The organism is Ignavibacteriales bacterium (assembly GCA_026390795.1).
Taxonomy (GTDB): domain Bacteria; phylum Bacteroidota; class Ignavibacteria; order Ignavibacteriales; family Melioribacteraceae; genus Fen-1258.
The window spans coordinates 426,928-439,395 of record JAPLFG010000001.1 but is presented as its reverse complement, the minus strand read 5'-3'; the positions used below and the strand labels follow the sequence as shown (position 1 = coordinate 439,395).

Genomic DNA, 12,468 nt, shown 5'->3' with positions numbered 1-12,468 from the left:
GAAAGAATGCTAATAGAAGAAAACGTTTCGCTTAAAAGATATAATTCATTCGGTGTGGATGCTAACGCCCGGTATTTTGTAGAAATCAAAACTGAAGATGATCTGCAAGAATTACTAACAAATCATGAATTCAAAAATGAGAGAAAATTATTTCTCGGTGGGGGAAGCAACATTCTCTTCACAAATGATTACGACGGACTTATTGCAAAAATTTCTACAAAAGGGAATAGAGTAGTTGAGGAAAACGATAAAGAGGTTCTAGTAGAATCGGCAGCCGGTGAAAAGTGGAATGATTTTGTAACATACTGTGTAGAAAAGGGTTTTTACGGAGTTGAGAACTTATCATTAATACCGGGAACAGTTGGAGCTGCGCCAATCCAAAATATAGGCGCATACGGTGCTGAATTGAAGGATGTTTTTGTATCATTAGACGGGATAATGATTGATTCCGGAGAAAAAAAATCTTTCAGTAAACAAGAATGCCAATTTGATTACCGCGATAGTATCTTCAAAAAAAAATATAAGAACAGCTTTCTGATTACAAAAGTTGTCTTACGGTTGAAGAAAGAACAGAATTTCAATCTAAACTACCGGGCGTTTCAATCGTATCTTAAACCGGGTGAGCAAAATAAATTAACTCTAAGAGAAATGAGTGAGCTGGTTAAAAGGATAAGACGAGATAAACTACCTAACCCACAGAAATACGGTAACGCCGGAAGCTTCTTCAAAAATCCCGAAGTTGATCTGAAGAAAATCCATGAACTTCAAGAAAAATTTATTGACCTTGTCCATTTTAAAGTGGAAGAAGATAAATACAAAATATCAGCCGGTTGGTTAATTGAGAAATGCGGATTTAGAGGCAAAAATATTGGTAAGGTCGGCACATACAAAAAACAAGCATTGGTGATAATAAATTTCGGCGGAGCTACAGGGGAAGAGATCAAAAAATTTTCGGAAAGTATTCAGAAAGCGGTACAAAATAAATTCGGTATAAATCTAAATCCAGAAGTAAATATTTATTAATCAAAACTCTCAAGGTGAATTATGGATCTACTTGTTTCAGTAATCGGTCTTGCTTTGATTACTTACTTTGTTATTCTGCTCGGTGCTACACGATTAGCAATTAAAAAGGGATTTAATGCTATAGCAATGTTTTTATTAGCAGCCATTGTTCCACCTATTGCTGTAATAATTGTTCTTTTTATTTATGGAAGAGCGGAAGTTGAACGAGATGAAAAAAATACTTTTACTAATATCATTTGGGAAGTAACTCAACCCTTTATAGACCTTACGCATACTTCCCGTGCATTACTCGGTTTAAATATTTCATACATACTGGAAGGTTTAACTTACTTTGGTGTTGTTGGACTTCTTGCAATTTACTTCAACGATTATATCAAACTAGACGACATCCGCGCCGGAAATATGGTAGGTATTCTAACTGGTGGAATTACATTAAGTATGCTATTTCTCGGAGCCACAGTTGATATTGTCGGAGTACGCAAAGCTCTATTGTATGCACTCTCATTCATGTTTTTGGGAAGAATTCTATTATCTACCGCGCCTCATCTAGGCTCTACAGGTTTATTTGGCTCTGCTCACATCTACTCTATGTTAGGCATGCTTGGTGTTGTTATCGGTTACGGAATGTACCAGCCGGCTGCTTACGCAGCAGTTAAAAAATTTACAAATGAAAATACCGCGGCAATGGGTTATGCAATGCTCTATGCATTGATGAACCTTGGCGGATTTTTGCCTGGACTAATTTCTCCTCCGATCAGAAGAGCTTCAAGTATTCTTGGTGTCTTTTGGGTATATGTAGGGCTTACAGTTGCCGGAATTGCTGTCGTTTATTTTATTATGACGAAAAAAGCAATTGCCAAAGCTACAGAAATAGCAGCTAAAGAAAAGAATATTGATCAGAAAGAAGATGAAGATGAACTTGCTAAAATGACAGCAAAAGAGAAATTAAAATTCTATCTAAAAAATTTTCCGTTAAAAGATAAACGGTTTCTGTTCTTCATCTTTGCTTTGATACCTGTACAAACTTTATTCGCTCACAATTGGCTTACGATACCGCAATATACAAGTAGGGCATTCGCGGGATTTGTGAAAGACAATTTTGAATTCTTTGTAAATCTTAATCCGATTTTGATTTTTATTCTAACTCCAATGATCGCGGCACTTACATCGAAAAAGAATGCTTACACAATGATGATCATTGGGACTTTTGTAATGGCTTCTCCAACTTTTATTCTTGCGTTAGGACCGAACTTAAATACGTTAATCGCTTACATAATTATTATGACCATCGGTGAAGCGATGTGGCAGCCTAGATTTTTACAATGGGTTGCTGAAATTGCACCGAGGAACATGACGGGTATTTATATGGGCATCGGACAATTTCCATGGTTCCTCACAAAAGTTGTTACAAGTCTTTATTCCGGTTGGTTCTTAATGCATTATTGTCCTTCTCCAGAGCAAACACCTTCTGTACCAATGAATACGGAATTTATGTGGCTCATCTACGGTTTTATTGCAATTTTGTCGCCGGTATTCTTGATCATTGGGCGTAAATGGATGATGAAAGGATTTAAAACTAAACACGCTGAATAAAAATAATTATTTGTAACTGAAGATGGATTTCAATTCGCTTTTCTTTTAAGAATTTGAAGTCCATCTTTTTATTTTGGACCCGAATCACTTTGACTAAAAACTTATCTCACACATAATCTTCTTCCTCAGTCTCATCTTCATTTCCTTTTATTATGAACATACTGCTTAACATATCTTTGAATTGAAGTCCGTTCTCAATATTATGTTTGCTTAACATTGAGAATTCTGAAAGTCCATGAAGAGCAAACTCCATTAGCAATAATTTATTTTTTTCATCTAAATCCAGATCAAGATTATCAACTAACTTTGCAAGACCGGGTACAGAAAATAGAATTCTGCGATATTCATCATTGGGGAATTTGTTCAATAAAGAAACAGAATTTCCCCGGGCAAACCAGGCGGTTATTTCATTAAATGGACTCATTTCGTTTTTCTTTTTAATTTTATCCGGACTTGGAAAATAATTCACGAATTGATTCTTTATAGCTTTGCCGATTAATATATGCGCTACTTTTACCGGACCTTCTTGTTCACCTTCATAAACGAGTTCTATTTTTCCAGTAATTGACGGAATAATTCCGACTAAATCAGAAATTCGGATAACTGTCTTCAGATCTTTGTTCAGAAGAAGACGGCGTTCCGCATAACTAATAATGTTTTCCATTGCTGATATTGTCAAACGGGCTGATACACCGCTTTTAGAATCTACGAATTCACTCTCTCTCGCTTCAAAGGCAATCTGCTCAATTAGATCTTTCATAAGCTCGGGTACATCAATATTTTCTTTTTGTCCTGATGTTATTCTGGCTTCCTGAGCAGTGATTTTTCTTGATATCGGAATTGTTTTTGGATAATGCGTAAGTATCTGAGAATCAATCCTATCTTTTAGTGGCGTAACTATCGATCCTCTATTTGTATAGTCCTCGGGATTTGCAGTGAACACGAATTGGACATCAAGCGGAAGACGCACTTTGAAACCGCGAATCTGAACATCTTTCTCCTGAAGAATATTGAATAGAGCAACCTGTATTCTCGCCTGTAAATCGGGAAGTTCATTAATGACAAAAATACCTCTGTTAGAGCGGGGAATTAATCCAAAATGAATTACACGGTCATCCGAGTAATGAAGTTTTAATGATGCAGCTTTAATAGGGTCCACATCACCAATCAGATCTGCGATTGTCACATCCGGCGTTGCTAATTTTTCGGTATAACGATCATTTCTGTGAATCCATTCTATAGGTGTGTCATCACCGAGCTCGGCAATCTTATCTTTTCCAAACCTTGATAGCGGATTGAACGGATCGTCATTTAATTCCGATCCTTCAATGCCCGGAATGAATTCATCAAGTAAATTTATCATCATTCTAGCAATCTTTGTTTTAGCCTGTCCTCGTAATCCTAAAAGAATAATATTATGCCGCGAGAGAATCGCAGTTTGAATATCCGGGATGACAGTTTCTTCATACCCGATGATATTGTCGAAAGGATTTAAATTGTTCTTCAATGAATCAATTAGATTCCTTCTCATTTCTTCTTTTACTTGAAGAGCTAAATAACCACTCTTCTTTAGTGCACCGAGGGTTTTTATTTTCTCAAAATTATTTATCATTTAATCCCTTTTCTATTTAACATTTTTTCTTCTGTTCCGAACAAAATCTTCGAATACAAATTCTCCGAGGCCGGATAAACTGCTATAATATGCTTTCCCTTGATTAACTTTTGTAAACTCACGAACGAACTGCTGCAGATATGGGTCGCGTGCGATCATAAATGTTGTAATTGTTATTCCGATTTTTCTGCAATGTGCCGCCTGATCTAAAGTTTTGTTCAAAATTTTTCTGTCGAGACCGAAACTGTTCTTGTAATATTTAGCTCCGATTTTCAAGCAAGTAGGTTTACCATCTGTAATCATGAAAATTTGTTTGTTCTTATTCTTTTTCCTTCGAAGTATGTCCATTGCAAGTTGAAGTCCTGCTACGGTGTTAGTATGGTAAGGTCCTACTTTTAGATAAGGTAGATCTTTAATTTCAATTGGCCAGGCATCGTTACCAAATACAATTATATCAAGTGTATCTTTAGGAAATTGAGTTGTAATCAGTTCAGACATTGCCATGGCAACTTTTTTAGCAGGTGTGATTCTATCTTCTCCATACAAAATCATGGAATGAGAAATATCGATCATGAGAACAGTCGAGGCAGAAGATTTGAATTCCCGTTCCTCAACTTCCAGATCATCTTCGTTCAATTTGAATTCATTAATACCATGTTTTATCTGTGCATTTTTAATTGATGCTGTAACATCAATTTGATCCAATTGATCACCGAACTGATAATCCCGGCGGTCTGATGTTTTTTCATCTCCCTCTCCGGTAAATGGGGTTTGATGCTTTCCTTTGCCGGATTTCTTGAGTTTGTTAAAAATTTCTTCGAGCGATCTTCTGCGGATTTCCTGTTCGGATTTTGGTGTAATGATAAATTCGCCATCCCGGTTTTCTTCCTCTTTGATATATCCTTTCTCTTTCAAATCTTCTATAAAATCACCAATGCCATATTCTTCGTTTGTAATATTAAATTTCCGGTCCAAATCATTAAGTATGCTCAAAGATTCTGCTACATCGCCGGAAGTGATATTTAATAGTTGAAGAAAAATATTCAACAATTGTTCGAAAGGATCTCCTCCTTCCGGGTGTGGAATAAACTCGGTAAACTTAAATCCGATCATCTTTTTTATCTTTTAAACCGTTAATCATTCCGGAAAGTTCAGTGGTTTAGTAAGATTGGTAATGCAATAAGTCGCTAAAATTCATTAAATTTCATTTGTAAAATATTCTCTTGGTAGAGTGGATCTCGCAAAGCAATATATAATTCAATGCATTATCGCCGCAGCCAATAATCTCAGATTAAGTTCAGAGAAAATTGAAACTGTTGCTCTTATACGCGAACGGATGAACTCGACCGAGAATCTATCCGAAGAGATCAAAAAATTTAAGAAGATAACCGAACTCTCTAAACTTGGAATCAAGCTCAGCGAAATTCTTAGCTTTATTGATGCTGGCAAAATTGATTTCATGAAATTCTCGGACAAATTTAAAGAGCATTATTATGGACTTGTGAGCGAAATGAATGGAGTTCTTGATGTATTGACACCACAAGCGGCTAGAACTGTTTTTTTGAAAATGGATGAAAATTTTCTCAATGTAGATTTATCAAAACGCGATTTAAAAGCAAATGTTGATAATCCAGCTCCGACAATTAATGTTACTCCTCAAATTGAATTACCGAGACGTTCGCGCGCAGATGAATTACGCGAAGCAATTATATTTGAAGAACTTAATAAGGGGAGCGACCTTAATTTTGAGAATTATGAAGAAAAAGTATTGCGCCCGGTAAAAGAACTCGATTCATTTCTTAATCGTGTTATGAAATATGAGTTTACGGAAAATGAAATCAATAATCATATTAGAATAATGAACGAGAATGCAGAGTATTCTAAAAAGATCGGATTCGAAATTCTTTCGAATATGCATTCTATATTTGCACGTGGTTTAGAACTGATCAATAAAAAGAAAATTGCAGCAAGCCCAAACGTAGTGGAATCTTTGAGAGCTTGTTTAATAGTAATTGTTGCTGTTGTTCGGGGTAAAGAAGTAGATATAACCGGATATCTGAATAGAGCGGAAAGTTTTGGCAGAACTATTATCTCAAATCAAAAGGAAAGATAAATGGAGTTATATGCAGTTATAATGGCCGGCGGAGTTGGTTCAAGGTTCTGGCCAAGAAGCAAAGAAAAAAAACCGAAACAGCTGATCAGAATTTTCGGCGAGAATACGATGATTCAGGATACAGTTAAACGGTTGGAAGGATTAATTGCAAACGATCATATCTATATCGTTACAAATAAAATTCAGAAAATGAGAGTTAAGGAACAACTTCCACAAATTCCTGAACAAAATATTCTTGACGAACCGTTCGGTAAGAATACAGCAGCTTGTATCGGGTTAGCTTCCGTAGTTATTAAAAGCAAGAATGAAAATGCAGTGATGATTACTCTTCCGGCAGATCATTTAATTAAAGACGATGATGAGTTTAGAAAATGTTTATTAACCGCTTCGGAATTTGCGGATAAATCTAAAGGATTAGTCACAATCGGTATAAAACCAAACCGTCCCGAAACCGGTTATGGCTATATTCAATTTGATGAAACTGAAGTTGATCAAAATATTCATAAAGTTCTAACGTTCGCGGAGAAACCGAATATTGAGACGGCACAACGCTTTCTTCAAGCGGGAGATTTTTTATGGAATTCCGGTATATTCATTTGGCGCGTAGATACTATTCTTGGAGAGATGCAAAAATATTTACCAGATCTGTTTGATGGACTGGAAAAAATAGAAGAATCTGTCGGTACTTCCGATTATGAAAGGGAAGTAGTTCGTATTTACGGGCAGTTAAAAAGTATTTCAATTGATTATGGAGTAATGGAAAAATCAGATAAAGTTTTTCTTACTAAAGCCGATTTTTATTGGAATGATGTTGGAAATTGGGAAGCAGTTTATGAAATTTCGGATAAGAATGAAGACGGAAATGCAATAGCCGGCGATGTATATACCGAGAAGACTTACAACTCGTATCTATTCTCCCCAAGAAAATTTGCGGCAATAATTGGTGTGGAAGATTTGATCGTAATCAACACTAACGAATCATTGCTTGTTTGTCATAGAAATAATGCGCAAGATGTTCGTTCTGTAGTAGAACACCTTAAAATGAATAAACGAAATGAACTTGTCTAAATTATGCTAAAGAGTTTTTGTTCATGGTCAAAAAATTAATTACAGAAGATGATGTTAAAAAAGTTCTTAAGAACGGCGATAAAGAAATTGTAGTTGAGCCGGGAGCAGTTTTAACTCCGTTGGCTAAAGATAGAATTTATCATTCCGGTTTGAAAATTGTTCAGAGCGCTTCGTGTCTTCCATGTTCTGTTTCAAATTCGCAGATAAAAATAGCAATCGGATCAGATCATACCGGTGTTAAGATGAAAAAAATCTTGTATGATTATTTAAAGAAAAAAGATTTTGAACTGTTCGATGTCGGCACTTTTACCGAAGATTCTGTTGATTATCCGGATATTGCATTCAATGTGGCTAACCGGGTAGCAATCGGCGAAGTTAAATTCGGAATTATATTAGATGCCACCGGAATTCCATCTGCGATTACTGCTAATAAAATTCCAGGAATTAGAGCGGCAACATGCTACAATGAATTTTCGGCAAAAAGCTCCCGCGAGCACAATGATGCCAATATATTAGTTGTTGGCGCACGTGCGTTGGGTGAAGAAACAATTAAATCGATTGCTGATGTTTGGCTCTCTTCAAAATTTCTCGGTGACCGTCATCAGAAACGCCTGGATAAAATTAAAGCAATTGAAGTGAAGTATTCGAAAAAGTAGTGAAGTATTTTTATAACTGATCATTTATTTCATCCCACAATTTGAGTATTACCATTGTATATTGAAAAAGCATTCGTAGAATCTGTAGAAAGATTAAGTGAAGAAACATACCTGATGAAAGTATTCTCACCGGCAATTGCATACATTGCAAAACCAGGTCAGTTCTGTAATATCAAAGTTTCTGAAAGTGATTTCCCGCTTCTAAGGCGACCGTTCAGTATTTGTAATGTTGAGGCTGATTATGTTTTCTTCTTATTCGATCTTCACGGAGAGGGAACAAAAATATTATCATTGAAGAAAAACGGAGATACAATTGAGTTACTCGGTCCGCTTGGTAAAGGTTTTGTCTTTGATGACGATTATGAAACAGCAGTAATTGTAGCCGGCGGACTTGGAGCAGCACCTTTCCCATTCTTGATCAGAAATATTTCCGATGAGAAAAATATTATTTGCCTCGTAGGAGGAAGATCCAAAAAACAAATTGTTACTCATGGTTTGAAAAATATTGCAATCGCTACCGATGATGGCTCTGAAGGATTCAAAGGCACCGTAATTGATTTATTGAAAGAAGAAGTTGAAAATATACACGAGAAAAAATTTAGAATATTTGCCTGCGGTCCAAACGCTATGTTAAAAGCGCTTCAGAAATATACGATTGAAAATAATTATGATTGCCAAATGTCGGTTGAGTGCGCAATGGCTTGCGGTTTTGGAATCTGCCAGGGATGCCCGGTTGATTCCGCAAACTCTGAATCATATCTGCTTGTGTGCAAAGACGGTCCTGTATTTAATGCTAAAGATGTTAAGTTATGAATATGGAAAAAGTTGATCTCTCAATAAATATTGGCGGTTTGAAACTAAAGAATCCTGTTCTACTTGCATCAGGTACTGTCGGTTACGGAAATGAAATTGCAGAATTTACAGACTTGAACAAATTAGGCGGAATAGTTACCAAATCCTTATCGTTAAAACCGCGCAAAGGAAACCCGCCTCAAAGAATTGTAGAAACTCCTTCAGGAATGTTAAATGCAATTGGTTTAGCCAATGTCGGCGTTGAAGCGTTTATTAAAGACAAAATACCATTTCTGAAAAATTTAGACACAACTTTGATTTGCAATATTGCGGCAAGTTCGATTGAAGAATATGTTGAATGTGTTCATATTCTTAACGATGAAATAACAATTAAAGCATTTGAAATAAATGTTTCTTGCCCGAATGTTAAAGAAGGCGGTCTTGAATTCGGCAATGATCTAAATGCCGTCGGCAGAATTACAGATAAAGTTCGGAATATTTCCAAGAAACCGATAATCATTAAACTCTCGCCAAATGTTTCGCGAATTTCCGATTTTGCAAAAGTGGTCAAGGAAAATGGCGGTAATGCCGTATCTGCAATTAATACTCTTGTTGGAACTTCATTTGATATTTACTCCCGTAAACCAAGAATTAAAAATGTAACCGGTGGTTTGTCCGGTCCTGCTATCAAACCGGTGGCACTTGCAAAAGTTCTGGAGATAAAAAGAAATTCTGATATACCGATTATTGGTATTGGTGGTATTATGAATTGGAAAGATGCAGTAGAAATGATGATTGTCGGTGCGTCGGCATTTCAAATTGGTACCGTTAATTTTATTAATCCGAATGCCGGAGTTGAAATTCTTAACGGATTAATTTCCTTTTGCTTACAAAACAAAATAAAAAACATTTCTGATTTAACAGGTTCATATCAGATCTAAGTATGGATATTCAATCTGCAATTAATAAACTCTTTTCACTCCACCAATTCGGAATCAAACTCGGTCTTGATAACATTCTCAACTTACTTGAACAAATTGGTAATCCACATAATAATATTAAAACAATTCACATCGCCGGTTCAAACGGAAAGGGAAGTACTGCTTCGTTCATCACCAGCATTTTAATGGAAGCTGGGTACAAAGTTGGTATCTATACTTCTCCTCATTTTGTAAAATACAATGAACGAATACGAATAAATGGAATTATGATAGATGACGAGTATGTTGCAAAATTTGTAACCGGTTTGGAAGATTATATAGAAAAACAAAACCCAACTTTTTTTGAAATTACGACAGCTCTAGCGTTCAAATATTTTGATGATCAGAAAGTTGATTACGCAGTGATAGAAACCGGACTTGGAGGAAGATTGGATGCAACAAATGTGATTAATCCCATTGCATCTGTTATTACTTCTATCAGTTTAGAACACACTGAGCATCTTGGCAATACATTGGAAAAAATTGCATTCGAAAAAGCTGGAATTATCAAAAACGATTCTTCAGTCTTCACTGGTAGAATGCCTCAAGTTGCAGAAAAAATTATTAGAGAAAAAGCAGTACAATGTTGTAGTACCTTTATACCCATAAAAGATTACACCCGACATGAGTCCGATCGTCTTATTGTAAAGTTGAAAGAAAATTCATTTTCTTTGTATACAACACCGTTAATAGGCGAACATCAGTTTTATAATGCCGCTTTAGCAATTAAAACTTCAAACGAATGTTGTGGAATCAAAGATGGTCAAACATTTTCAAGGGGAATAAAATATGTTGAGGCAAACACCGGAATTCAAGGCAGGTATGAGATTGTTAACGAACAACCCAAAATAATTTTCGATTCAGCCCACAATCCGGAGGGCATAAATTCATTTATAAATGAATTTTCTAAAGAATTTCAGACGTACGATGAACGTATCTTAATTTTTGGGGCAATGAGAGATAAGTCGATAAAAGAGATGCTTCTTGCTCTAAATCCGTACTTCACTAGGATTTATGTTACAAAGGTGGATGTTGAGCGGTCTGCCACGATCGAAGAGCTGCAAACGATTGCCAATGCAGCCGAAATCAAAGTGAGTCCTTTAGTCAATTCAGGCTCGTTTATGGAACAATTTCAGAAAGAAGTGGGAAAACCTTGCCTGGTTGTACTTGGGAGTATGTATTTGCTGGGCGAAATAAAATCTAAAAAGATTAATAAAAATGCTTGACAAAGTGCTAAAGGGAGACTAATTTTCAGCCGTGCCTCAACAGTCTTCAATAATAATAATTCACTTTTAATAATTATCATAAAAATCCGCAAGATTGTTTACCATAATTCAATATCACGAAAATTTCTCACAAGTAATAGGGTTTACTCATGCCAATGGATATTTCAGAACTGCAATCGAAGAAGATTGTAGATCTCTACAAGATTGCTAAAGATTTTTCTATAGCCGGTTATAGCGATCTCCGCAAACAAGAACTCATCTTTAAAATTCTAGAAGCACAATCACAAAAGGACGGTTTAACATTCTCTAAAGGTGTACTAGAAGTTTTAGCCGATGGTTACGGTTTCCTGCGTTCTGCAGATTATAATTATTTACCATCACCAGATGATATTTACGTTTCTCCATCGCAGATCAAGAGATTCAGTTTACGAACCGGAGATTTTGTAAGCGGACAGGTTAGACCGCCAAAAGAAGGCGAGCGTTTTTTTGCGTTGCTTCGAGTTGAAGCCGTGAACGGGAAAGATCCGGAAGCGATCCGAGAGCGAACATTGTTCGATAATTTGACTCCGTTATATCCAACTAAAAGACTAAAATTAGAATCTGCACCCGGTGAATATTCGATGCGTATTATTGATATGCTTTCACCGATTGGTAAAGGGCAGAGAGGATTAATTGTATCGCCTCCTAAAGCCGGTAAGACAATTATATTACAAAAGATGGCTAATTCGATTTCACGTAATCATCCGGAAGTTAAAATAATAATGTTATTGATTGATGAGCGTCCGGAAGAAGTAACGGATATGCAGCGTTCTGTCCAAGCTGAAGTGATCAGCTCGACTTTTGATGAACCCGCAGACCGTCACGTTCAGGTTGCAAATATGGTTATTGAAAAAGCAAAACGAATGGTTGAAGCAGGTGATGATGTTGTCATTTTATTGGATTCAATTACACGCCTTGCACGTGCACATAATACAGTAATACCGCATAGCGGAAGAATTCTTTCCGGCGGTGTTGATGCGAACGCACTTCACAAACCAAAAAGATTTTTCGGCGCTGCAAGAAATACAGAAGACGGCGGAAGTTTAACAATTATTGCAACAGCTCTTGTTGATACCGGCAGCAGAATGGATGAAGTTATTTTTGAAGAGTTCAAAGGTACAGGCAACATGGAATTGGTTCTGGATAGAAGTTTATCCGATAAGAGAATATTCCCAGCAATTGATGTTAATAAATCATCTACAAGAAAAGAAGAACTTCTATTTAAAGAAGATGAATTAAATAAAGTCTGGATCTTAAGAAAAATAATTGCAGATTTTGATTCCGCAGAAGCGATGGAATTTTTACTCGATAAAATGAAGGGGACAAAGAATAACAAGGAATTTATGATGAGTATGAACAGTTAACG

Annotated in this window: 11 protein-coding genes; 9 read left to right on the top strand and 2 right to left on the bottom strand. The window is 36.2% G+C overall.

All coding sequences use genetic code 11. From position 1 onward, the window contains the following. Positions 1-6 precede the first annotated feature (6 nt). The gene (gene murB, locus NTX65_01900; GenBank protein ID MCX6168063.1) at positions 7-1,023 is read left to right on the top strand and encodes a UDP-N-acetylmuramate dehydrogenase; all 1,017 of its coding nucleotides are present in this window, start codon (positions 7-9) and stop codon (positions 1,021-1,023) included. 21 nt (positions 1,024-1,044) lie between these two features. After that, positions 1,045-2,616, top strand: coding sequence for an MFS transporter (locus NTX65_01895; protein MCX6168062.1), 1,572 nt, complete (start codon positions 1,045-1,047; stop codon positions 2,614-2,616). Between the two features lie 106 nt (positions 2,617-2,722). Here the strand turns inward: NTX65_01895 and NTX65_01890 are convergent, their stop codons facing one another. Further along, the gene (locus NTX65_01890; protein MCX6168061.1) at positions 2,723-4,228 is read right to left on the bottom strand and encodes a sigma 54-interacting transcriptional regulator; all 1,506 of its coding nucleotides are present in this window, start codon (positions 4,226-4,228) and stop codon (positions 2,723-2,725) included. Positions 4,229-4,240: 12 nt separating this feature from the next. After that, the gene (locus tag NTX65_01885) at positions 4,241-5,341 is read right to left on the bottom strand and encodes a VWA domain-containing protein (GenBank protein ID MCX6168060.1); all 1,101 of its coding nucleotides are present in this window, start codon (positions 5,339-5,341) and stop codon (positions 4,241-4,243) included. A gap of 223 nt (positions 5,342-5,564) precedes the next feature. Here NTX65_01885 and NTX65_01880 point away from each other — a divergent pair, with 223 nt between their 5' ends. From NTX65_01880 to rho, 7 genes are all read left to right on the top strand, one after another. After that, positions 5,565-6,341, top strand: a complete 777-nt coding sequence (locus NTX65_01880) for a hypothetical protein (protein MCX6168059.1) — start codon at positions 5,565-5,567, stop codon at positions 6,339-6,341. Next, positions 6,342-7,409, top strand: coding sequence for a mannose-1-phosphate guanylyltransferase (locus tag NTX65_01875; protein ID MCX6168058.1), 1,068 nt, complete (start codon positions 6,342-6,344; stop codon positions 7,407-7,409). Between the two features lie 23 nt (positions 7,410-7,432). Further along, positions 7,433-8,065, top strand: coding sequence for a ribose 5-phosphate isomerase B (gene rpiB / locus NTX65_01870; GenBank protein ID MCX6168057.1), 633 nt, complete (start codon positions 7,433-7,435; stop codon positions 8,063-8,065). Positions 8,066-8,119: 54 nt separating this feature from the next. Then, positions 8,120-8,878 carry a dihydroorotate dehydrogenase electron transfer subunit gene (locus tag NTX65_01865; protein ID MCX6168056.1) on the top strand — a complete coding sequence of 253 codons (759 nt, stop codon included), beginning with the start codon at positions 8,120-8,122 and terminating at the stop codon, positions 8,876-8,878. After that, a complete protein-coding gene (locus NTX65_01860; GenBank protein MCX6168055.1) occupies positions 8,875-9,798 on the top strand; it encodes a dihydroorotate dehydrogenase in 924 nt (307 codons plus the stop codon). The genes NTX65_01865 and NTX65_01860 overlap by 4 nt, the downstream gene beginning before the upstream one ends. Positions 9,799-9,800: 2 nt before the next feature. Further along, positions 9,801-11,063, top strand: coding sequence for a bifunctional folylpolyglutamate synthase/dihydrofolate synthase (locus NTX65_01855; GenBank protein MCX6168054.1), 1,263 nt, complete (start codon positions 9,801-9,803; stop codon positions 11,061-11,063). Between the two features lie 155 nt (positions 11,064-11,218). After that, on the top strand, positions 11,219-12,466 hold the full coding sequence (gene rho, locus NTX65_01850; GenBank protein ID MCX6168053.1) for a transcription termination factor Rho: 1,248 nt from the start codon (positions 11,219-11,221) through the stop codon (positions 12,464-12,466). Positions 12,467-12,468: the final 2 nt, after the last annotated feature.

What these genes read in the sequence shown, in the direction of transcription:
- murB (MCX6168063.1), top strand. Translation starts at nt 7, where the DNA reads ATGCTAATAGAAGAAAACGTTTCGCTTAAAAGATATAATTCATTCGGT.
- NTX65_01895 (MCX6168062.1), top strand. Translation starts at nt 1,045, where the DNA reads ATGGATCTACTTGTTTCAGTAATCGGTCTTGCTTTGATTACTTACTTT.
- NTX65_01890 (MCX6168061.1), bottom strand. Translation starts at nt 4,228, where the DNA reads ATGATAAATAATTTTGAGAAAATAAAAACCCTCGGTGCACTAAAGAAG.
- NTX65_01885 (MCX6168060.1), bottom strand. Translation starts at nt 5,341, where the DNA reads ATGATCGGATTTAAGTTTACCGAGTTTATTCCACACCCGGAAGGAGGA.
- NTX65_01880 (MCX6168059.1), top strand. Translation starts at nt 5,565, where the DNA reads ATGAACTCGACCGAGAATCTATCCGAAGAGATCAAAAAATTTAAGAAG.
- NTX65_01875 (MCX6168058.1), top strand. Translation starts at nt 6,342, where the DNA reads ATGGAGTTATATGCAGTTATAATGGCCGGCGGAGTTGGTTCAAGGTTC.
- rpiB (MCX6168057.1), top strand. Translation starts at nt 7,433, where the DNA reads ATGGTCAAAAAATTAATTACAGAAGATGATGTTAAAAAAGTTCTTAAG.
- NTX65_01860 (MCX6168055.1), top strand. Translation starts at nt 8,875, where the DNA reads ATGAATATGGAAAAAGTTGATCTCTCAATAAATATTGGCGGTTTGAAA.
- NTX65_01855 (MCX6168054.1), top strand. Translation starts at nt 9,801, where the DNA reads ATGGATATTCAATCTGCAATTAATAAACTCTTTTCACTCCACCAATTC.
- rho (MCX6168053.1), top strand. Translation starts at nt 11,219, where the DNA reads ATGGATATTTCAGAACTGCAATCGAAGAAGATTGTAGATCTCTACAAG.